This is a genomic window from Thalassobaculum sp. (genome assembly GCF_965223715.1).
Classification (GTDB): domain Bacteria; phylum Pseudomonadota; class Alphaproteobacteria; order Thalassobaculales; family Thalassobaculaceae; genus Thalassobaculum.
The window spans coordinates 193,091-213,424 of the sequence record NZ_OZ245012.1 but is presented as its reverse complement, the minus strand read 5'-3'; the positions used below and the strand labels follow the sequence as shown (position 1 = coordinate 213,424).

Annotated in this window: 21 protein-coding genes; 14 read left to right on the top strand and 7 right to left on the bottom strand. The window is 67.3% G+C overall.

Annotated features, from left to right (window positions below; all coding sequences use genetic code 11):
- Positions 1–78: 78 nt before the first annotated feature.
- Entirely contained in the window at positions 79–453 is a 375-nt protein-coding gene (locus ACOQOP_RS01000) for a DUF2852 domain-containing protein (RefSeq protein ID WP_420564452.1), read from the top strand.
- Between the two features lie 460 nt (positions 454–913).
- Here ACOQOP_RS01000 and ACOQOP_RS00995 read toward each other — a convergent pair whose 3' ends face one another.
- A complete protein-coding gene (locus ACOQOP_RS00995; protein ID WP_420564451.1) occupies positions 914–1,318 on the bottom strand; it encodes a nuclear transport factor 2 family protein in 405 nt (134 codons plus the stop codon).
- 193 nt (positions 1,319–1,511) lie between these two features.
- Between ACOQOP_RS00995 and ACOQOP_RS00990 the strand changes: the two genes are divergently transcribed.
- The 10 genes from ACOQOP_RS00990 to ACOQOP_RS00945 all read left to right on the top strand — a co-directional run bounded on the left by ACOQOP_RS00990 (position 1,512) and on the right by ACOQOP_RS00945 (position 12,160).
- A complete protein-coding gene (locus ACOQOP_RS00990; RefSeq protein WP_420564450.1) occupies positions 1,512–2,300 on the top strand; it encodes a class I SAM-dependent methyltransferase in 789 nt (262 codons plus the stop codon).
- 79 nt (positions 2,301–2,379) lie between these two features.
- The gene (gene hemF / locus ACOQOP_RS00985) at positions 2,380–3,228 is read left to right on the top strand and encodes an oxygen-dependent coproporphyrinogen oxidase (RefSeq protein ID WP_420564449.1); all 849 of its coding nucleotides are present in this window, start codon (positions 2,380–2,382) and stop codon (positions 3,226–3,228) included.
- A 64-nt stretch (positions 3,229–3,292) separates the two neighbouring features.
- The gene (gene pdeM, locus ACOQOP_RS00980) at positions 3,293–4,024 is read left to right on the top strand and encodes a ligase-associated DNA damage response endonuclease PdeM (protein ID WP_420564448.1); all 732 of its coding nucleotides are present in this window, start codon (positions 3,293–3,295) and stop codon (positions 4,022–4,024) included.
- Positions 4,021–5,196 (top strand): hypothetical protein, encoded by a 1,176-nt coding sequence (locus ACOQOP_RS00975; protein WP_420564447.1) that lies wholly within the window; start codon positions 4,021–4,023, stop codon positions 5,194–5,196. Before pdeM ends, ACOQOP_RS00975 begins: the two co-directional genes overlap by 4 nt.
- A 90-nt stretch (positions 5,197–5,286) precedes the next feature.
- On the top strand, positions 5,287–6,741 hold the full coding sequence (locus ACOQOP_RS00970; RefSeq protein WP_420564446.1) for a cryptochrome/photolyase family protein: 1,455 nt from the start codon (positions 5,287–5,289) through the stop codon (positions 6,739–6,741).
- A gap of 72 nt (positions 6,742–6,813) precedes the next feature.
- A complete protein-coding gene (locus tag ACOQOP_RS00965; RefSeq protein WP_420564445.1) occupies positions 6,814–8,139 on the top strand; it encodes an NAD(P)/FAD-dependent oxidoreductase in 1,326 nt (441 codons plus the stop codon).
- A 7-nt stretch (positions 8,140–8,146) separates the two neighbouring features.
- A complete protein-coding gene (locus ACOQOP_RS00960; RefSeq protein WP_420564444.1) occupies positions 8,147–8,965 on the top strand; it encodes a DUF1365 domain-containing protein in 819 nt (272 codons plus the stop codon).
- Between the two features lie 47 nt (positions 8,966–9,012).
- Positions 9,013–10,236 (top strand): class I SAM-dependent methyltransferase, encoded by a 1,224-nt coding sequence (locus ACOQOP_RS00955; protein WP_420564443.1) that lies wholly within the window; start codon positions 9,013–9,015, stop codon positions 10,234–10,236.
- Positions 10,229–11,587: an MFS transporter gene (locus tag ACOQOP_RS00950; protein WP_420564442.1), complete on the top strand. Its 1,359-nt coding sequence runs from the start codon at positions 10,229–10,231 to the stop codon at positions 11,585–11,587. The genes ACOQOP_RS00955 and ACOQOP_RS00950 overlap by 8 nt, the downstream gene beginning before the upstream one ends.
- A 63-nt stretch (positions 11,588–11,650) precedes the next feature.
- On the top strand, positions 11,651–12,160 hold the full coding sequence (locus tag ACOQOP_RS00945) for a DUF3833 domain-containing protein (RefSeq protein WP_420564441.1): 510 nt from the start codon (positions 11,651–11,653) through the stop codon (positions 12,158–12,160).
- A gap of 150 nt (positions 12,161–12,310) precedes the next feature.
- Here the strand turns inward: ACOQOP_RS00945 and ACOQOP_RS00940 are convergent, their stop codons facing one another.
- From ACOQOP_RS00940 to ACOQOP_RS00925, 4 genes are read right to left on the bottom strand one after another with little or no spacing between them, the layout of a single operon-like run.
- A complete protein-coding gene (locus ACOQOP_RS00940) occupies positions 12,311–12,736 on the bottom strand; it encodes a nuclear transport factor 2 family protein (protein WP_420564440.1) in 426 nt (141 codons plus the stop codon).
- A 13-nt stretch (positions 12,737–12,749) separates the two neighbouring features.
- A complete protein-coding gene (locus tag ACOQOP_RS00935; protein WP_420564439.1) occupies positions 12,750–13,502 on the bottom strand; it encodes an SDR family NAD(P)-dependent oxidoreductase in 753 nt (250 codons plus the stop codon).
- A gap of 12 nt (positions 13,503–13,514) precedes the next feature.
- Positions 13,515–15,038 (bottom strand): cryptochrome/photolyase family protein, encoded by a 1,524-nt coding sequence (locus ACOQOP_RS00930; protein WP_420564438.1) that lies wholly within the window; start codon positions 15,036–15,038, stop codon positions 13,515–13,517.
- Entirely contained in the window at positions 15,035–15,799 is a 765-nt protein-coding gene (locus tag ACOQOP_RS00925; RefSeq protein WP_420564437.1) for a DUF6134 family protein, read from the bottom strand. The genes ACOQOP_RS00930 and ACOQOP_RS00925 overlap by 4 nt, the downstream gene beginning before the upstream one ends.
- Positions 15,800–15,956: 157 nt before the next feature.
- Between ACOQOP_RS00925 and ACOQOP_RS00920 the strand changes: the two genes are divergently transcribed.
- Together ACOQOP_RS00920 and ACOQOP_RS00915 are read left to right on the top strand one after the other, a co-directional pair.
- Positions 15,957–16,457 (top strand): transcriptional repressor, encoded by a 501-nt coding sequence (locus tag ACOQOP_RS00920; RefSeq protein ID WP_420564436.1) that lies wholly within the window; start codon positions 15,957–15,959, stop codon positions 16,455–16,457.
- A 47-nt stretch (positions 16,458–16,504) separates the two neighbouring features.
- Positions 16,505–17,644, top strand: a complete 1,140-nt coding sequence (locus tag ACOQOP_RS00915; RefSeq protein WP_420564435.1) for a CobW family GTP-binding protein — start codon at positions 16,505–16,507, stop codon at positions 17,642–17,644.
- 9 nt (positions 17,645–17,653) lie between these two features.
- On the opposite strand, the gene ACOQOP_RS00910 is transcribed toward ACOQOP_RS00915, so the two are convergent.
- A complete protein-coding gene (locus ACOQOP_RS00910) occupies positions 17,654–18,187 on the bottom strand; it encodes a hypothetical protein (RefSeq protein ID WP_420564434.1) in 534 nt (177 codons plus the stop codon).
- 11 nt (positions 18,188–18,198) lie between these two features.
- Positions 18,199–19,086, bottom strand: coding sequence for an AEC family transporter (locus tag ACOQOP_RS00905; protein ID WP_420564433.1), 888 nt, complete (start codon positions 19,084–19,086; stop codon positions 18,199–18,201).
- Positions 19,087–19,290: 204 nt separating this feature from the next.
- Between ACOQOP_RS00905 and ACOQOP_RS00900 the strand changes: the two genes are divergently transcribed.
- Positions 19,291–19,926, top strand: coding sequence for a flavin reductase family protein (locus ACOQOP_RS00900; RefSeq protein ID WP_420564432.1), 636 nt, complete (start codon positions 19,291–19,293; stop codon positions 19,924–19,926).
- The last annotated feature ends 408 nt before the right edge of the window (positions 19,927–20,334 follow it).

Genomic DNA, 20,334 nt, shown 5'->3' with positions numbered 1-20,334 from the left:
ATTTTTCCGCCCGCCCTCCTTGATATCGGACACGCGATCTCTTATGTGAATGTTATAAACATTAACATTGGAGGTTCTATGGAGCTGGTTCACAAGCTCGATGAGTACGGCAAGCCAGCCTGGATCGGGCTGATGATCGCCGGCTTCGTCGTTTTCTGGCCGATTGGCCTCGCGATCCTCGGATACATGATGTGGAGTGGACGGATGGGTTGTTTCAAGCGTAGCCGCGGTCAGTGGTGGAAGTCTGAATCCCGCGCCAGCGGATCGAGCGGCAACGCCGCGTTCGACGACTACAAGGCCGAGACACTGCGCCGCCTCGAGGAGGAGCAGGAAGAGTTCAAGGAGTTCCTGGAGCAGCTCCGTCGGGCCAAGGACAAGGCCGAATTCGACCAGTTCATGTCCCAGCGCCGCTCCCGCCCGGAGGGCTCCGCCCCGGAGGCGAACCCCGCCTGACGCCGGACGTGGACGATACCTGTAACGCGAAGGCCCGCTTGATGCGGGCCTTTGGCGTTTCCGGGGGTGGCTGGAGTGTGCTGGGAGAATGAAGAAAAGATTGGTTAAGGGGGTAGTAAAGGAGTGGAGGGGGTCGATGCTTTGGGTTGATTAAGGTGATTATATTATTGAAAAATATCGATATTCTTGTTCGGAACGGATCGCGAAAAGGTTCGGATTCATCCCTCAGAGGTACTTTCTCTTAGGCTGACGACCCTCCCCTCCGCGCTGCTCCCTCACTCCCTCCATTCGTCTTCCCGGCCTTGCGCCGGGACCCAGGATTTGAGCGGCCGGAGCGTCGGATGTTTTCCCCGGCGCTCCGTCACGCGGATGTCTGGGTCCCGGGTCACGCCCGGGAAGACGGAAGAGAGGGGAATTTGGACAGGCCCGTGACAGGCCGGCTTCCCTCCCCCTGCCGGGCCTACTCCGCCGCCTGGGCGTTGAACGCCGGCTGTTCCATCAGGTCGTAGGTGAAGACCTTTGAGATGATCTTCCACTCGCCGTCGATCCGGATGCAGTTCAGGTAGTCGGTGAACAGCTTCTGGCCGATGGCGATCTGAACCTTGGCCAGGGCCAGCTCCGGGTTGGCGAGGTCGATCGACAGGATACGGTCCCGGTTGGTCTCGCCGTTCACCGCGGGCGCGGTGCGGCCGGCGACGCGCTTGTAGACCGCCTCCATGTCGTCATCCGTCAGCGATCCGTCGCGGGCGGAGAGCAGATGGCAGCTCGGGTGGAACACCGTCTTCAGGAGCTCCACGTCGCCGTTGTAGAACCCGTCGAAATAGCGCTGCATCAGCTCGGTGATTTCGGCATAGGCCTTGGTCATGGAATCCTCCTGTGTCGATGGATTGTCGCCCCGATCACATGGACCGGTTTGCGCCAGAGTACAGGGGGCGAGGGACACGCCCAAGCCTCAAACACGGATTTCCCCCTGCCCCGCGCGCAGGATCCGCTCCTCGATCCGTCATCCGGTTCGGGTATGCTGCCCGCTCCTTCACCCTTCGACGGCCGACCCTGCCATGATCGACACCACCACCCTGTTCGACAGCGCCGTCGACCACTATGTGCGCCACCGTCTCCCCTATCCGTCGGAGATGGTTGCCGACATCGTCCGGCGCTTCTCCCTGGAGGACGGCGTCGGCCGGGTGCTCGATATCGGCTGCGGGCCTGGCCCCCTGACCTTCAGCCTGCATGATCTCGGCGTATCGGTGACCGGGATCGAACCGAACGCCCCCATGCTGGCCGCCGCCCGTCGGAGGGCCGTCGAGATCGGTGCGGACATCACCTTCGTCAACAAGACCGCCGAGGCGGTGGGACCGGAGGACGGCCCCGCCCGGGTCGCCCTGTTCGGCCGCTCCTTCCACTGGACCGACCGGGCCCTGGTGCTGGACCGGCTGGACGGGGTGCTGGAGCGCGGCGGCGGCGTGGTGATCGTGCACGAGGACATCGGGACCCGCGCCCAGACCCAGATCGGTCAGGTGATCGAAGCGCTGAAGACGGACTGGTGCCCCGACGGCATTCCCGCCGCCGCCAGCCGCGGCCATCACGAGGAGTACCTGCACGCCTCCGCCTTCAGCGAGGTCGAGCGGGTGCTGTATCCGGTGACGCGCCGCTGGACGGTGGACGACGCCATCGGCCACATGTTCTCCACCTCCTACTTCAATCCGAAGCGTCTGGGCGGCCGGGTCGACAGCTTCGAGATCGACGCCCGCTCCCGGCTCCTGGCGCTGCAGCCGACCGGCCTGTTCGAGGAACAGCTCGCCTTCTCCGCCCTCTACGCCACCCGACCGGCGCACAAGAGCCATTGAGGCGGCACGGGTCGCTTGCCCTCCGTCGGCGGCGGTGCTTCTCTCAGAAGAAATCCGAACGCTGGCAGGAGCGGCCCCCATGTACCTTTCGTCCGACGATCAGCGCGCCGCCGCCCAGAAGTGGTTCGAGGAGCTGCGCGACCGGATCTGCGCCGCCTTCGAGGGGCTTGAGGACAGCTACGACGGTCCGCTGAAGGACCGCGCCCCGGGCCGGTTCGAACGCAAGGCCTGGGAGCGGGACGGCGGCGGCGGCGGCGTGATGTCGGTGATGAAGGGGCGGGTCTTCGAGAAGGTCGGCGTCAACGTCTCCACCGTCCACGGCGAGTTCTCCGAGGAATTCCGCAAGCAGATCCCCGGCGCCGACGAGGACCCGCGATTCTTCGCCACCGGCATCTCCCTGGTCGCGCACATGCAGTCGCCCAGGGTGCCGGCGGTGCACATGAACACCCGGCACATCGCCACCACCAAGAGCTGGTTCGGCGGCGGCGCCGACCTGACCCCGATGGCGCCGGAGCAGGTGGACACCGACGCCTTCCATGCCGGCCTGAAGGCGGCCTGCGACAAGCACGACCCGGAGTATTATCCGAAGTTCAAGAAGTGGTGCGACGAGTACTTCCACCTGAAGCACCGCGACGAGCCGCGCGGCATCGGCGGCATCTTCTACGACTATCTGGACCAGGATTTCGACAGCGCCTTCGCCTTCACCAAGGATGTCGGCCTCGCCTTCCTGGAGACCTATCCGAAGATCGCCGCCCGGCGGATGAACGAGGACTGGACCTCGGCCGAGCGCGAGCACCAGCTCGTCCGGCGCGGCCGCTATGTGGAGTTCAACCTGCTCTACGACCGCGGCACCATCTTCGGGCTGAAGACCGGCGGCAATGTGGAGGCGATTCTGATGAGCCTGCCGCCGGAAGTGCGCTGGCCCTAGAGACGTCCGCCCGGGGCGGCGACGTGTCGCTTGACCGCCGGCCTCCCGCCGGTACCGTCAAGCGATGAACAAACCGCTCCCCCTGATCCTGAACGGTGCCGAACTGCAGGCCGATGCCGGCGGTGTTCTGGTCTGGCCGGCGCGCGAGACGCTCATCGTCGCCGACCTGCATCTGGAGAAGGGTTCCAGCCTGGCGCGCAAGGGCACGCTGCTGCCGCCCTACGACACCCGGGCGACGCTGGCCCGGCTGTCCGCCGCCATGGCCGTCTATCGGCCGAAACGGGTGATCTGCGTCGGCGACAGCTTCCACGACGCCACGGGATCGGCCCGGCTCGACGCGGAAGACCGATCCGCCCTGGCCGCCCTGATCGACCCGGTCGAGTGGATTTGGATCACCGGGAACCACGACCCCTCCCCGCCCATGGGCCTGGGCGGCCTCGTGACCGACGGGCTGGTGGACGGTCCGCTGACCTTCCGCCACGAGGCGCGGGAGACCGGCGGCCCGGGGGAGATCTCCGGCCACTACCATCCGGTCGCCCGCCTGCGCATCAAGGGCCGCACGGTCTCCGGCCGCTGCTTCGTCAACGACGGCACCCGGCTGATCCTGCCGGCCTTCGGCGCCTATACCGGCGGGCTGGACGTGCGGGCGCCGGAACTGCGGCGGCTGTTCGCCCGGCGCTTCGAGGTCGGCCTGATCCAGTCCCAGAGGATCTGGCGGATCCCCTCCTCCGAGCTTCTGTCGCCGCCGCCGGCCCAGCTCGGCACGGCGGTCGAGCGGCGCGAGGGAGTGCGATGAGGACCCGCGAGGCCGACCTGCTGGCCCTGGCCGCAAAGGCAGCCGACGAGCGTCCCGATGCGGTCGCCCTCCTCCTCGACCTGTCCCACGTGCCGCATATCGACGACCCGGCCTTCTTCCGGGTTCTGGTCGGCCGGCTGCAGGAGCGGGCCCGCCAGCTCGATGCCCAGCGCTTCGACCTGGCGGATCATCGGATCTGCTTCATCGTACGCACCGCCGCCGCGGCGGCGCTGGACGCGGCGGTGAAGTCGCTGTCCGCCATGCTCGTGGCCCATGGCAAGCCGCCGATAGAAGAGACAAGATTCACCCTGCACACCCGGCCCGAGCCGTTTCTCGCCATCTGCCGCGACATGATCCGGTCTGTCGAGAACCGTCCCGACTTCCACGAAGAGGATGACGAGGACAAGGCGCTGGCGGCCTTCCTGGCGATCGAGCGCAACCTGGCCGTCGCCGATATCTCGAACCTGCTGCGCGAGCAGGCGATCGTGGATCTGTCGGACCGGGCCGCCCCGTCGATCCTGGCGATCGAGATCTTCACCTCGATCCAGGCGCTCCAGAAGCTCTACGGTATCCCGCTGACCCGCAATCCCTGGCTGTTCGACCGGATCACCGAGATCCTGGACCGGCGCATGCTGCTTCACCTCTCGCGCGACCGCGCCCGAACCGACCGGCGGCTGTCGATCAACATCCACCTGTCCACGATCCTGTCGGACGCCTTCGAAACGTTCCTGCTCGACCAGCGCTTCGACTGGCGCCGGAACCTGATCTTCGAGCTGTCCCATATCGAGATGATCGACGAGCCGGAGCGGTTCGCCACGGCCCTGCGCCGGCTGATCGACCGCGACGCGACGGTGGCGGTCGACGCCGTGCCGTGGACGTCGCTGCCGCACATGCTCGAGACCTCGCCCGACATCCGCTACATCAAGATGGAATGGGCGCCGGCACTGGCGAACCTGCAAGGCGAGGACCGCACGCGTCTGACTGAGACCCTGGACCGCCTCGGCCGTCACCGGATCGTCCTGCACCACTGCCCGGACGAGGCGGCGGTCGAGACCGCGCTGTCGCTCGGGATTGTCCAGCTTCAGGGCTGGGGCGTCGATGCCCGGCTCGCCAGGCCGGTTGCCGCGGAGACGCCCTCCAAACCCGACGGGAAGACCAGGCCGCGGCGATGATCGTCGGCGCGCAGCAGCACGCCCGGCCTGATCCGGTGCGGGTACCGGCGCGTACCTTCCGATAGCTTCCGCAACCCGCCAAAGCCTTCCATGCCCGATACCGCCCCGACCCTGCTCTGGTTCCGCCGCGACCTGCGGCTGGACGACAATCCCGCCCTTGCCGCCGCCGTCGAGCGCGGCGCGCCGGTGATCCCGCTGTTCATCCTGGACGACGCGGATGCCGGCGACTGGGCGCCGGGCGGCGCCTCGCGCTGGTGGCTTCACAAGTCGCTGGCGGCGTTGGACAAGTCCCTGTCGAAGGCCGGCAGCAAGTTGGTCCTGCGGCGCGGCAAGGCAGCCGAGGTGATCGATGCGGTGGTCGAGGAGACCGGGGCGACGGCCGTCTACTGGAACCGGCGCTACGAGCCCTGGGCCACCGACCGCGACGGCGGGATCAAGAAAGCCCTGAAGCAGCGCGATATCGACGTGCAGAGCTTCAACGGCAGCCTGCTCTACGAGCCCTGGGAGGTCACCACCAAGCAGGACACCCCGTTCAAGGTGTTCTCGCCCTTCTGGCGCGAGGTGCAGTCCAAGGGCGACCCGGCCGAGCCGCTGGCGGCCCCGAAGAAGCTCGCCGCACCGGCGAAGAACCTCAAGAGCGACGACCTGGACGACTGGGATCTGCTGCCCACGAAGCCGGACTGGGCCGGAGGGCTGCGCGAGACCTGGACGCCGGGCGAGGCCGGGGCCGCCGAACGCCTGGAATGGTTCCTCGACGAGGCGGTGCCCGACTACAAGACCAAGCGCAACATCCCTGGGTCGGCGGCGACCTCCGCCTTGTCCCCGCACCTGCATTTCGGCGAGGTCTCGCCCCGGCGGATCTGGCACGCCGCCCGGCTTGCCAGCGAGGCCCGCAGCAACGAGCCCATGGACCGGGGGACGGCGAGCTTCCTGTCGGAGATCTGCTGGCGCGAGTTCTCCTACAACCTGCTGTTCCACAATCCCGACCTGCCGGAAGTCTCCCTGAAGCGCGAGTTCGAGGACTTCCCCTGGCGCGACGATCCCGATGGCCTGAAGGCCTGGCAGCGCGGTCAGACCGGCTATCCCATCGTCGATGCCGGGATGCGGGAGCTTTGGCATACCGGCTGGATGCACAACCGGGTGCGGATGATCGCCGCCTCCTTCCTGATCAAGGATCTGCTGATCCACTGGCGCGAGGGAGAGGCCTGGTTCTGGGACACCCTGGTGGATGCTGATCTCGCGAACAACTCGGCGAGCTGGCAGTGGGTCGCCGGATGCGGCGCCGATGCCGCTCCCTATTTCCGCATCTTCAACCCGGTGCTCCAGGGCGAGAAGTTCGACGGCGATGCGGCCTATGTCCGGCGCTGGGTTCCGGAGCTGGCGAAGCTGCCCGATGCGGTGATCCACAAGCCGTGGGAGGCCAAGCCGATGGAGTTGTCCGAGGCCGGCGTCACCCTGGGCAAGACCTACCCGAAGCCCATCGTCGACCATGCGGCCGCCCGCAAGCGGGCGCTCGCGGCGCTGGAGACGATCAAGAAGGAGTGATCGCGCCAAGTCCCTGATCCGCCTCCGGCTCCCGCACGTATGATGAAGGCCACCAAGGGAGAGAGACAGCCAATGCGCATCGCCGTCATCGGATCCGGTATCTCGGGTCTGTCCGCCGCCTGGCTGCTGAACCGCGATCACGAGGTCACCGTCTTCGAGGCCGCCGACCGGTTGGGCGGGCACAGCAACACCGTCGAGGTCGACTATGACGGCGCCACGATCCCGGTGGATACCGGCTTCATCGTCTATAACGAGCGCACCTATCCGAACCTGATCGCGCTGTTCGCGGCGCTCGGCGTGGCGACCGAGAAGAGCGACATGTCCTTTGCGGTGTCGGTGGACGCGGGACGCCTGGAATACGAAGGCTCCTTCGCCGGCTTCACCGCCCAGCCGTCCAACCTGATGAGCGCGCGGTACTGGCGGATGATCCGCGACCTGATCCGGTTCTACCGCACCGCCCCGTCCCTGCTGGCGACCCCGGCCAATGACGACTCCCCGACGCTCGGCGAGTATCTGGCGCGCGAGGGCTACGGCCCCGGCTTCATCGAGGACCACCTGCTGCCGATGGCCGCCGCGATCTGGTCCTGCCCGGTGGAGACGATGCTGACCTTCCCGGCACGCTCCTTCGTGCGGTTCTTCTGCAATCACGGCCTGCTCGACTTCGCCGCGCGGCCGCAATGGCACACGGTGACCGGAGGCTCCCGCGAGTACGTACGGCGGATCTCCGAGCCTTTCGCCTCGCGCATCCGGCTGTCCACCCCGGTGCGCCGCATCCGGCGCGACAGCTTCGGGGTCGAGGTGATCACCGACGGCGGCAGCGAGCGGTTCGACGAGGTGGTGGTCGCCACCCACGGCGATACCGCGCTGGCCATGCTGGAGGAGCCGGACGCCCGGGAGCGCGCCATCCTTGGGTGCTTCTCCTACCAGAAGAACACCGCGATCCTGCACCGCGACCCGGCGCTGATGCCCCGGCGCAAGCGGCTCTGGGCGTCCTGGAACTACCTGTCCACGGGCGACGGAGGCGGTCGCGACGTCGCGGTGACCTACTGGATGAACCGGCTGCAGAATATCGACCGGCGCTACCCGCTCTTCGTCAGCCTGAACCCGCTGACCGAGCCGGATCCGGCCAGCGTCTTCGCCCGGTTCGAGTACGACCACCCGGTCTTCGACACCGCGGCCATCGGTGCCCAGGCCCTGCTGCCCGAGATCCAGGGCCGGCACCGGACCTGGTTCTGCGGCAGCTATTGCGGCTGGGGTTTCCACGAGGACGGGCTGCGGGCCGGCATCGCCGTCGCCAAGGCGCTCGGCACCACGCCGCCCTGGTCGGAGACGGTGGAGCCGGCCGACGGTCGCCCCGTCACGGCGCCGCACCGCCGTTCCCTGGAAGCGGCGGATTGAGATCGCGATGACCGAGCGGCGCTCAGCCCTCTATCTCGGCAAGGTGATGCATGTGCGCGTCGGCCCGATGCGCCACCGGTTCCGCTACCGGGTCGCCTCGCTTCTGGTCGATCTGGACGAGCTGCCGGATCTGGATCGGGGGCTGCGCCTGTTCTCGGTCGACCGGGGAAACGTTTTCTCCTTCCATCAGCGCGACCACGGGGCCCGCGACGGCTCACCCCTGAAGCCCTGGGTCGAGGACGTCTTCGCCGAGCAGGGAAGCGCCATTCCCGGCGGAAAGGTGCTGTGCTTCAGCATTCCCCGCACCCTGGGCTACGCGTTCAATCCGCTCACCGTCTACTGGGGCTACCGGGCCGACGGGACGCTTGCCGGCGTTCTGTACGAGGTGAAGAACACCTTCGGCGACCAGCACTGCTATTTCGTCCCGGCCGGCCCCGACCACGTGCCGGGCGAGCCGCTCGTCCAGGGAGCGCGGAAGGTCTTCCACGTCTCGCCATTCTTCGACATCGCCGGAGACTACCGCTTCCGCACGGACGAGCCGGCGGAGACCCTGCGCCTGCTGATCCGCCTGGTCGGACCGGACGGGGCGGACCGGATGATCGCCACCCACGCGGCCGAGCGCCGCGCCTTGAACGACGGCGCGCTCCTGGCCACGTTATTCACGCACCCATTGAACACGCTCAAGGTGATCGCCGGGATTCACTGGGAGGCGCTTCGGCTCTGGATCAAGAAGGCGAAGTTCCACACCCGACCGGCGCCGCCGGAGGTTCCCGTGTCGCGCGGCCACGTGCGGCACACGCAAGACCGGTCCGCCAGGGCCGCCTGAAAGCAACCGCGCCAGACAAGAGGCCAGACGAGAGGGAAGTCGACCCGATGTCCGACACCACCGTGTCCACACCGCTTGCTCAGTTCGACCTCAGCGGGCTCGATGCCTGGACCCGCCGGGGCATGTCCCTGCTGACCCGCCTTGCCGTCGGCCGGCTGACGGTACAGTTCCCCGACGGCCGCCAGCTCACCTTCGAGGGCCGGGAGCCGGGACCGTCGGCCACCGTGCGCCTGAAGGATACCGGCGTCGTGCGCCGCTTCATGATGGGCGGCGACCTGGGCTTCGCCGAGGCCTTCATCGAGGACGAGGCCGAGAGCCCGGACCTCACCGCGCTGGTGGAACTGTTCTGCCGCAACAAGGCGGCGATCCAGCATCACACCAGGGCCCACCCCCTGGCCAAGCTGCTGCGTCGAGCCCTGCATCTGCTGAACCGCAATTCCCGCAGCGGCGCCCGGCGCAACATCAGCTACCACTACGACCTGGGCAACGCGTTCTACGAGCGCTGGCTCGACCCGACCATGACCTATTCCGCAGCCCTGTTCGACGGCAGCCAGCAGGATCTCGAGGCGGCCCAGAACGCCAAGTATCATCGGTTGGCCCGGGATCTGGACCTGAAGCCGGGACAGCGCGTGCTGGAGATCGGCTGCGGCTGGGGCGGCTTCGCCGAGGTGGCGGCCCGCGACTACGGCGCCCATGTCCACGGCATCACCCTGTCCACCGAGCAGCTCGCCTATGCCCGCGACCGGGCGGAGGCGGCCGGTCTGTCCGATCGGGTCACCTTCGAGCTCTGTGATTACCGTGACGTGCGGGGCAGCTACGACGCGGTCGCCTCCATAGAGATGTTCGAGGCGGTGGGCGAAAAGTACTGGCCCGCCTTCTTCGGAACGGTGAAGGACAGGCTGAAGCCGGGCGGCAAGGCCGCGCTGCAGATCATCACCATCGACCCGGACTCCTTCGACGACTACCGTCGCAACCCGGACTTCATCCAGCGCTACATCTTCCCCGGCGGGATGCTGCCGACCCGCAGTCACGTGATCGATCACGCCGCCCAGGTCGGGCTGACCCCGCAGGACGAGCGGGGCTTCGGACTGGACTACGCCCGCACCCTCGCCGAGTGGCGCGACCGGTTCCTGGCCTCCTGGCCGCAGATCGCGGATCTCGGCTTCGACGACCGGTTCAAGCGGATGTGGCTCTACTACCTCGCCTATTGCGAGGGCGGGTTCCGCTCCGGGAACATCGACGTGCGGCATTTCGCGTTCCAGCGTGGCTGACGACGCGGGCCGGGCCACGCGCCTGTCGGTCTCCCGGCTGATCGCCTACGGCCTGCCGGGCCTGCCGGTGGGCGCGCTGGGCGTGCCGTTGTTCATCTTCCTGCCGACCTTCTACTCCCAGGGCGTCGGCCTGCCACTGGCGACGGTTGGGGCGATCCTGCTGGTGGCCCGGCTGTGGGACGTGGTCACCGACCCGGTGATCGGCGCCCTGTCCGACCGGACCCGCAGCCGCTTCGGCCGGCGCCGGCCCTGGATGCTGGCCGCCGTGCCGCTCGTGATGCTGGCGGTCTGGATGGTCTTCCGCCCGCCCGAGGATGCCGGCGCGGTGCACCTGCTGGTCTGGAGCCTCGTGCTCTATCTCGGCTGGACCATGATCCAGCTGCCCCACGGCGCCTGGGGGGCCGAGCTCTCCGACGACTACGACGAACGCAGCCGCATCGCCGGATCGCGCGAGGCCTGCGTGGTGATCGGCACCCTGCTCGCCGCCGGCACGCCGGTGTTCCTGGGGATCGACGGCGATGTCAGCCCGGGCGCCGCCCTGGGAGCGCTCGCCATCGCCCTGATGGTGGTCCTGCCGGTGACCATCGCCGCCGCCTCGGCCGCCGTGCCGGACCACCGGACCCCAGCCCCGAACCCGCTGCCCTGGTCGGAATCCCGCCGCCTGCTGCTACGCAACCGGCCGTTCCTGCGGCTGATCGTGGCCTATCTGATCAACGGGCTCGCCAACGGCCTGCCGGCAACCCTGTTCCTGCTGTTCGTGGAGCACGTGCTCGCCGCGCCCGAACGCCAGGGCGAGCTGCTGTTCGTCTACTTCCTGTGCGGCATCCTCGGCGTGCCCTTCTGGCTCTGGGTGGCGCGGCGCCTGGGCAAGCACCGGACCTGGTGCACGGCGATGATCATCAACGCCGCCATCTTCGCCTTCGTGCCGCTGCTGGGCGCCGGCGACGCCACCCTGTTCCTCGCGATCTGCGTCGCCACCGGCCTCTGCCTCGGCGCCGACCTGACCCTGCCGAGCGCGATCCAGGCCGATGTGGTCGACGTCGACACCGCCCGGGGCGGCGGGCGGCGCACCGGCCTCTACTTCGCCTTCTGGGGCATGGCGACAAAGCTGGCCCTCGCCCTGGCGGTCGGCCTCGCCTTCGGGCTGCTGGACGTCGCGGGGTTCGAGGCTGCCGAGTCCAATGGCGAGGGACCGCTGCTGGTTCTGGCCCTGCTCTATGCCGGCCTGCCGGTGCTGCTCAAGGCCGTGGCGATCGCCCTGATGTGGCGCTTTCCGCTCGACCGCGACGCCCAGGCACATCTGCGCACCGAAATCCTGCGTAAAGAGCGTGAAAATAAGGCAGGAGGCTGATCCATGTTCCGTCGAATCGCGTACGCAGTAACGGTTCTCCTGATCCTGGGGGGGTGTCAGTCTATGCAGATCGACGATTTCAAAGGGACCACTCCGACGCTTGTGCTGGAGGAGTATTTCGCGGGCAAGACCAAGGCCTGGGGCATCTTCGAGGACCGGTTCGGCAATCTGCGTCGGCAGTTCGTCGTCGACATAACCGGCGATTGGGACGGCAAGACCCTGACCTTGGACGAGCGCTTCGAATATGCGGACGGGGAGACCGACCAGCGGGTCTGGCGGATCGACAAGGTCGGCGAGAATTTCTACGAGGGCCGGGCCGCCGACGTGATCGGCACCGCCGAAGGGCAGACCGAGGGTTCCGCCTTCACCTGGACCTACGAGATGGAACTGAACATCCAGGGCCGCGAAGTGAAGGTGCGGTTCGACGACTGGATGTTCCTGCAGCCGGGCGGCGTGATGGTGAACCGGGCCTATGTGACCAAGTTCGGCATCGAGCTCGGCACCGTGACCCTGTTCTTCCAGAAGCAGGACGTGGAGAAGGCTGAGAATAGCGAAGGTCGAGAGGCGGCTTAGAAAACTGCGTCTCCCGAACTCTTTCTCCGTCATCCCGGACGGCTCCGGGCTCGACCCGGAGGCGGGCCGGGACCGTTCACCGACGTTCGAGCAACGGTCCCGGCCGAATCCCGGATCAAGTCCGGGTTTCGCCGGGATGACGGTCGCGACCTAAACCGCCAGCTTCCGCCGCACCAGGCCGATGGCAGCCCCCAGCACCGGCACCCGCCCATAGACCTGGGCGCCGGCGTCCCAGTGGTCGATATGGGCCACGACCTTGCCGTCCGGGCCGAAGGCGACTTCCGACATGCCGTCGATCGTCATTGCCCGGCCGCGCAGTCCGAAATCGAAATGCCAGCGGATATAGCCCGCCTTCTCGCCGACCGCGCTGTCGTGGATGGTGAAGCGGGGGTCCTCCAGCGTCTCGTACATGTGCCGGTAGACGTCCTTGAACCGCTCCAGGCCGCGTAGGTCGTTGAACGGATCGACGAACCGGACATCGGGGTCGCAGACGGGGTCGAACACGTCGAGCCGGTCCGGACCCATAACGTCATAGGCCGCCAGATAGGCGTCCAGATTGCGTCGGCCGTCGATCATGTCCGGTCGCTCCTCATCCGCTCGTCCCCTTGCGGACCATCGGGAAGTACAGCCCGTAGGGCAGCACGGACATCAGCTTCACCAGCCAGGTGAACCGCTTGGGGAAGGTGATCTCGAAGCCGCCGCCGTCCATGCCCTTCACCATCGCCCTGGCCGCATCCTCGACCTCCATCAGGAAGGGCATCGAGAACTCGTTGCGGTCGGTCAGCGGCGTCTTCACGAAGCCGGGACAGACGAGCTGGGTCTTCACCCCCCAGGCGTCGAGATCGAACTTCATCGCCTCGGTGAAGTTGATCAGACCGGCCTTCGTCGCGCCATAGCCGGCGGCGGTCGGCAATCCGCCGTAGCCGGCCACGCTCGCCACCACCACCAGATGGCCCGCCCGGCGCTCCTTGAAGCCCGGCAGCACGGCGGCGGTGGCATGGATCACGCCCATCAGGTTGACTTCTACGAGGGTACGGAAGTCCTCCGGCTTGAAGTCGTCGGCCGAGGTCGGGATGTGGGTACCGGCCGCCAGGATGGCCCGGTCGATCGGCCCGATCTCGGCCTCGATGCGGGCGACGGCCGCCTTGGTCGCCTCCAGATCGGTGACGTCGACCGCCACGCCGGTGATCCGCCCCGGCGGCCCCTCGGCCGCGAGCTCATCCAGCTCCTCCTGGCGCCGTGCCGAGCCGACGACCCGCCAGCCGTCATGCGCCATCTGCAGGGCGACCGCCCGGCCGATACCGGAGCTGGCGCCGGTGATCCAGGCAATCCGTTCGCTCATCGCTTCCGCCTTTCAGCTCAAGGTCTCAAGGAAGGTGTCGGCCTGTTTCAGGATCGCGGCCCGGCGGTCGTCGTCGAACCGGTCCCAGGTGCGGTAAATCATCGACATCCGCCGGTTGTCGCGCAGGCGCTCGGCGTGGCGATCCAGGAACCGCCAGTACAACGCATTGAAGGGGCAAGCGTTCTCCCCGTCCGTCTTTTTCACGTCGAACCGGCAGTTGCCGCAGTAGTCGGACATGCGATCGATATATTTGCCCGAGGCCGCATAGGGCTTGGAGCCGAGCATGCCGCCATCGGCGTGCAGCACCATCCCGTGGGTGTTGGGCAGTTGGACCCACTCGAACGCGTCGGCATAGACGGCGAGGTACCACTCGTTCACCTCCGCCGGATCGGCGCCGATCAGCAGGGCGAAGCAGCCGGTGACCATCAGCCGCTGGATGTGATGGGCATAGGCCTCACGCCTGGTCTGCCCGACCACCTCGGCCAGGCAGCGCATGTCGGTCTCGCCTGTCCAGTACAGGGCGGGCAGCGGCCGATCGGCACCAAAGGCGTTGGTCTGGGCATAGTCCGGCATCGCGTGCCAGTAGATGCCGCGCACGTATTCCCGCCAGCCGAGGATCTGGCGGATATAGCCCTCGGCCGCGTTCAGAGGGGCGCCGCCGTCGCGATAGGCCGCCTCCACCCGCTCTATCACCTCGCGCGGCCGCAGCAGGCCGATATTGAGAGCCGGCGAGATGAGCGAGTGGAACAGGAACGGCTCGCCCAGCGCCATCGCGTCCTGATAATCGCCGAACCGCTCCAGCCCCTGCGCGACGAACCGGTCGAGCAGGTCGAACGCCTGTTCCCGGGTGACCGGGAAACGGAAACCGTCCAGATCGCCGAAGTTATCCGCGAACCGTTCGGCGACCAGGGCGAGCACCTCGCTGGTGATCGCGTCCGGCTCGACCCCGTCGAATTCCGGCGCCGTCAGCCCCTTGGGCAGCGGCTTGCGGTTCTCCTTGTCGAAGTTCCACGCGCCGCCCTCGGGCTCGTCGCCGTCCATCAGAATGCCCGTGCGTTTGCGCATCTCGCGATAGAAATGTTCCATGCGGAACATCTTGCGCCCCTCGGCCCAGGCGGCGAACTCGGCGCGGGAGCAGAGGAACCGGTCGTCGGGTCGGATCTCCACCGGCACGCCCAGCGCCTCCTCCCAGGCCTTCATGTCCTGCTCGACCCGCCACTCGCCGGGCTCGGTGACCACCACCCGGTCGGGCTTGTGCCGCTTGACCGCGCGGTCCACCTCGCCGGTGAAGCTGCCCGTGTTCCCGCGCCCGTCCAGCCGCACGTAATCCACGCGGGCGCCCTCTTCCTCCAGCGCGGCCGCGAAATGGCGCATCGCGGAGAGGATGAGGGCGATCTTCTTGGGGTGATGGGGGACGTAGGTCGCCTCGTCCGTCACCTCGACCATCAGGACCACATCCGCGTCGCGGTCGAGATCCGTCAGGCTGGAGATGTTCCGGTCGAGCTGGTCGCCTAGAACGAGGCGCAGAACCGTCACGCGGTCCCCAGCGGCGGCATGCTGACCCCGGTGGACAGGGGCGAGCCGAACAGCCCCGCGTCCTGCGGCCCCGGCTCGACCCGGGTATACTCCATGTAGCCGCCCTTGATGGTGAAGGCCATCTTCTGCCAGACACGGTCCGCGTCGTACCAGAAATCCAGGTCGATATCGCCGCGCATGGCGAAACGGTCGGCCTCCACCGGCTGACCCAGGGCCTCGATCCGCTCGCTGCCGAGTTTGGCGATGTTGAATTCCAGGATCCGGCCCTTCTGGCTGTCGAGCATCTGGGACTGCTCGGTGAAGTTCGGGTGCCAGTAGCTCGAGGGCAGGATGTCGGCCGGAGCGGTCAGCGCGCCCTGCGGCCCCTCGATGCTGAACCCGCCCGAGCCGGCCCGTCCGGTGACCTGCTGGGCGTCGCCGTCGTCGTTGGTGATGGTGTCGAGGCGGATCAGCCGGCCGTCGCGCCAGACCTCCCGCGCCCGATGCTCGTAGCGGTAGACGGTGATGAAGGCGAGCTTGACCTGAAAGGCGATGAACACATCCACCAGCAGGTCGTCGCCCTCGGCCCGGTAGCGTTCCATCACATACCCGATCGGGCTGCCCTCGCGCTGCACCCGGAACTTAAGAATGCTGGGATAGGCAGACGCCAATGCCGGCGCCGCCTTGGCGCCGGGAATGCCCCAAAGCGTCGCCGCGCCGGCGGCGGCCATGCCGCCCAGCATGGTCCTGCGGGAAAGTGCACGGGAGATGGTGCCGCTCATCGCTGATCTCTCTGCCAGTCTGCGCCCCCTGGTTTCGGCCTTGTCTACGGCGGTGCGAACAGAACGGATCACCGCCCGGCGGTTGCCCCGGGTGGTGAGATGGGGGGCGCTGCGCTATATCTTCGGGGGTAACGACCAACGAGCGGATCAGAGGCCGGTGAACACCTTTCCCCATAGCGACCACGATCACGACCGCTGCGTCGCCGACGCCTTGTCCTCGGCGGAGATCGTGTGCATGCAGCGCGGGGCCCGGTTAACAGACCTGCGCCGCCGTGTGCTGGAACTGATCTGGGATAGCCACGCGCCGATCGGCGCCTATGACCTGATCGACAAGTTGAGCCGGGCGCGGGCCGATGACGGTGCCGAAGGCCGCGTGGCGCCGCCGACGGTGTACCGGGCCCTGGAGTTCCTGATCGAGCAGGGACTGGTGCACCGGATCGAGAGCCTCAACGCCTTCGTCGGCTGCGCCGAGCCGGAGCGGCCGCATCGCGGATACTTCCTGATCTGCCAGAGCTGCGGTGCCGCCCACGAGTTGGCCGGCGGCGCGCTCGACCGCGAGCTGCGGAACTATGCCGACGGGCTGAAGTTCCAGGTGAAGCGGATCACCATCGAAGTGGCCGGCCTGTGCGCGGATTGCCGCGAACCGGCCCCCAGCTAGACAAGCCGACGCCTGACCACCAAGAAGCCTCTCACGGGAGCCTCCCAATGCCCGACGATACCGCCCCTCCGTCTCCCCTGGAGCGGATGCCCGTCTCCATCCTCACCGGCTTTCTCGGCAGCGGTAAGACCACCCTGCTGAAGGCGCTGCTGGCCCATCCGGGGATGAACCGGGTGGCGGTGATCATCAACGAGTTCGGCGAGATCGGCCTCGACCACACGCTGATCGAGAGCGTGGACGAGGACGCCATCCTGCTGAACTCCGGCTGCCTTTGCTGCACCGTGCGCGGCGACCTGCTGGACACGATGAAGTCGCTCTACAAGCGCCGGGCCAAGGGCGAGATCGCCGAGTTCGACCGGATCGTGATCGAGACCACCGGCCTCGCCGATCCCGCACCGATCCTGCACACCATGATGTCGGACGGCTTCCTGGTCACCCGCTTCACACTGGACGGGGTGATCACCGTCGTCGACGCGGTCAACGCCATGACCCAGTTCGACCGCCAGTTCGAGAGCGTGAAGCAGGCCGCCGTCGCCGACCGGGTGGTGCTGACCAAGACCGACCTGATCACGGAAGAGGGCGCCCGGGCCGTCGAGCAGCGGATCGCGGCGATCAACCCGGCCGCCCCGGTGCTGCGGGTGATCAGCGGCGATATCGACCCGGCCGAGCTGTTCAATGCCGGCCTGTACAACCCGATGACCAAGTCGTCCGACGTCCAGCGCTGGCTGAAGGAGGAGGCCTATCGGGACACCGTGGGCCACGTCTATCACCGGGAAGGCGAGGACGGGCATCACCATCATCATGGGCATGGCCACGACCATGACCACGGGCGCGATCACGGGCACGGCCATCACCACCACGACGTGAACCGGCACGACGACCATATCCGGGCGTTCTGCCTGACCTTCGACGAGCCGTTCCCCTGGAACAAGATCGCGCCGGCCTTGGACATGCTGGTTCAGACCCACGGCGCCAACCTGCTGCGGATGAAGGGCATCCTCAACGTGGTGGAGATCGACCAGCCGGTGGTCGTGCACGCGGTCCAGCACCTGTTCCACCCGCCGGCCAAGCTCGACGCCTGGCCCGACGACGACCGCCGCTCCAAGCTGGTGATCATCGCCCGCGACATGGAGCAGGATCAGATGACCCGGATCTTCAACTCCTACCTGGCGCTGGAGTTCGCGTAAGGCGCGGGATCACTTTCCCAGAACGAAGCCTGCGGTGCCCATGATGGCGATGCCGCCGCTCTCGGGTACCGGGCGGGCCTGAATCAGGATCCGGCGGCGCCAGCCGTCACCCTGGTCGAGCGAATAGGACGCCCGGAACTCGCCGCTCTGCTTGGTCTCGAAGGCGTCCTGGGTGAAGCCGAGGGCGTCCTTGGAGAACCAGAAGCCGACCTGGTCGCGCAGGTTCTCGATGTCGCTGTATTTCGACACCACGAAGCAGTGGTCCGGCCGGTCGGAGGCCACCAGCACGTCGTGCTGGGTGTTGTATTTCCAGACCTGTCCCGGCTGTCCCTGCAGCCATTGCTGGGCCAGTTCGTCCGGCAGCTCGATCATCCCCTCGGTGACGATCGGCGTCTGGTTGTGGGCCGCCGGCATGCAGCGGGTGAGGAACGCCTCCAGGAAGGTCCGGTTATGGGCGATCCCCCGGTCGTCGGCCAGGGCCGCCGGCGACCACAGGGCAAGACCGGCACAGAGGCAGAGCAGCAGCTTTCGCATCGACGTCACAAGGTCCTCGCTCAGGTTCCCGGCATGACCAGATACAGCACCAGCGGCAGCGACACGAAGCTGAACAGGGTGGACAGCACCACCGCACCCGCCAGGGTTTCCGGCGAGCGACCGTAGCGCAGGGCGAACAGGTAGGTGAAGACCGCGACCGGCAGCGACGACTGGATGATCAGAACCCCGGCCATCACCGGCGGCAGCGAGAAGGCCCAGGCGGTCGCCGTACCGATGCCGAAACCCATCACCATGCGGGTCACCGCCACAGCCAGGCTCTCGCCCAACGACGAGATCCGGAGTTGGGCGATGGAGACGCCGAGCGCGATCAGCATCACCGGGATGGTCAGGCCGGAGAGGAGCTGGGTGGTCTTGGCGATCGGCTCCGGCACGGTGATGTCGAGCGACATCACGATCAGGGCCAGGACCAGGGCATAGGCCACCGGCGAGGTCAGCAGCAGGCGGAACGAGGCCCTGCCCGCGGCGATCGCCACGCCGACGGTGAACTGCAGGACGATCATCACCGCGAAAAACGACACCGCCGACGCCAGCCCGGCCTCGCCGAACGCGAACAGGCAGACCGGCAGGCCGATATTGCCGCAGTTGGGAAACATCAGGGCGGGCAGGAAGGCCGCCCGCGAGAAGCCGGCGATCAGCAGCCAGACCACCCCGACCACGGCGAACCCGAAAATCGCGACGAGCGAGGCCGCCGCCATCAGCCCGAAATCGCCGAGCGACACGTCCAGCCGGGTCAGCACGTCGAACACGATGCACGGCGTGCCGATATTCACCGTCAGCCCCGTCACCGTCTCGGCGTCGAACGGCCGGTTCATGCGGCGCCACACCCACCCGATCGCCGCACAGGCGAAGACCGGAGAGACCAGGGCCAGAAGGTCGAGCAGGATCAAGCGGGAGAACTCCGAAGCGGGTGACCGTCGCCAAGCGATCGCTGTTATGTAGCCGAGCCGGGCGGCGCCGTCACGACGTCGCCTTTCGCACCCGCGAAATCACTCGCGCCGCCGGGCATGAGAGCCGTTCCGAGCAGCCACTTGCCAAACGCCGCCGGCTGGGTCACCTGTGCGGTAACCAAGAAGACACTTCAGGAGAGGCGCATGATCTTCTACGAGCCGGGACAGCACAAAGAGCACGGGTTCAGCCACGATCCGTTCAAGGCCTTCTGCAGCCCGCGCCCAATCGGCTGGATCGGATCGATCGACGATCAGGGACGCACCAACCTCGCCCCCTACAGCTTCTTCAACGCCATGGCATCGAACCCGCCCCAGGTGGTGTTCGGCACCGGCAGCCGTCCCGACGGCACCAAGAAGGACAGCCAGCTCAACATCGAGCAGACCGGCCAGTTCACCCTCAGCATCGTGGGTCATGCCCTGAAGGACGAGATGAACGCCAGCTCCGCCGCCCTGCCGTACGGCGAGAGCGAGTTCGAGGCGGCCGGCATCGAGGGGGCCGCCTCGCGCCTGGTGAAGCCGCTCTGGGTCGCCAAGGCGCCGATTGCCTTCGAGTGCGTCTATCGCCAGACCATCGAGATGGAAAGCTGGGATGAGAAGCACAAGAACTACATGCTGATCGGCACGGTGATCGGCATCCATGTCTCGGAGGACGTGATCGTCGACGGCAAGGCGGATGTCACGAAGTGGAAGCCGGTCTCGCGGCTGGGCTACTACGACTACGCCACGGTGACCGAGGTCTACGAGATGTTCCGCCCCGAGGGCGCGCCACGGCCGACGTGAGGCGATGCCCTCCTCCGTCTCTCCCACGCCCCGGATTCATTCCGGGGCGCGCCCATCCGACACGGGAAGCCTGACGCGCCCGGCACAGGCTCGACCGCTCGCCCCGGAATAAATCCGGGGAGTCGAAAAGAGGGGGAATGCCCGAGCATCGACGCGAAGCGCTGGGAGAATAACTGGGCCAACACTCTCTCTCCCCTACCACTCCCCGGATTCATTCCGGGGCGAGCCCATCCGACGCGCGAAGCCTGATGCGCCCGGCACAGGCTCAACCGCGCGCCCCGGAATAAATCCGGGGAGTCGAAAAGAGGGGGAATGCCCGTGCATCGACGCGAAACGCTGGGAGAAGAACAGGGCCAACACACTCTCTCCCTTCCACTCCCCGGATTCATTCCGGGGCGAGCCCATCCG

Coding starts and splice junctions, on each gene's coding strand:
- ACOQOP_RS00975 (WP_420564447.1), top strand. CDS start 4,021: ATGAGGACCCGCGAGGCCGACCTGCTGGCCCTGGCCGCAAAGGCAGCC.
- ACOQOP_RS00990 (WP_420564450.1), top strand. CDS start 1,512: ATGATCGACACCACCACCCTGTTCGACAGCGCCGTCGACCACTATGTG.
- ACOQOP_RS00915 (WP_420564435.1), top strand. CDS start 16,505: ATGCCCGACGATACCGCCCCTCCGTCTCCCCTGGAGCGGATGCCCGTC.
- ACOQOP_RS00935 (WP_420564439.1), bottom strand. CDS start 13,502: ATGAGCGAACGGATTGCCTGGATCACCGGCGCCAGCTCCGGTATCGGC.
- ACOQOP_RS00940 (WP_420564440.1), bottom strand. CDS start 12,736: ATGATCGACGGCCGACGCAATCTGGACGCCTATCTGGCGGCCTATGAC.
- ACOQOP_RS00960 (WP_420564444.1), top strand. CDS start 8,147: ATGACCGAGCGGCGCTCAGCCCTCTATCTCGGCAAGGTGATGCATGTG.
- ACOQOP_RS00995 (WP_420564451.1), bottom strand. CDS start 1,318: ATGACCAAGGCCTATGCCGAAATCACCGAGCTGATGCAGCGCTATTTC.
- ACOQOP_RS00925 (WP_420564437.1), bottom strand. CDS start 15,799: ATGAGCGGCACCATCTCCCGTGCACTTTCCCGCAGGACCATGCTGGGC.
- hemF (WP_420564449.1), top strand. CDS start 2,380: ATGTACCTTTCGTCCGACGATCAGCGCGCCGCCGCCCAGAAGTGGTTC.
- ACOQOP_RS00955 (WP_420564443.1), top strand. CDS start 9,013: ATGTCCGACACCACCGTGTCCACACCGCTTGCTCAGTTCGACCTCAGC.
- ACOQOP_RS00970 (WP_420564446.1), top strand. CDS start 5,287: ATGCCCGATACCGCCCCGACCCTGCTCTGGTTCCGCCGCGACCTGCGG.
- ACOQOP_RS00900 (WP_420564432.1), top strand. CDS start 19,291: ATGATCTTCTACGAGCCGGGACAGCACAAAGAGCACGGGTTCAGCCAC.
- pdeM (WP_420564448.1), top strand. CDS start 3,293: ATGAACAAACCGCTCCCCCTGATCCTGAACGGTGCCGAACTGCAGGCC.
- ACOQOP_RS01000 (WP_420564452.1), top strand. CDS start 79: ATGGAGCTGGTTCACAAGCTCGATGAGTACGGCAAGCCAGCCTGGATC.
- ACOQOP_RS00945 (WP_420564441.1), top strand. CDS start 11,651: ATGCAGATCGACGATTTCAAAGGGACCACTCCGACGCTTGTGCTGGAG.
- ACOQOP_RS00965 (WP_420564445.1), top strand. CDS start 6,814: ATGCGCATCGCCGTCATCGGATCCGGTATCTCGGGTCTGTCCGCCGCC.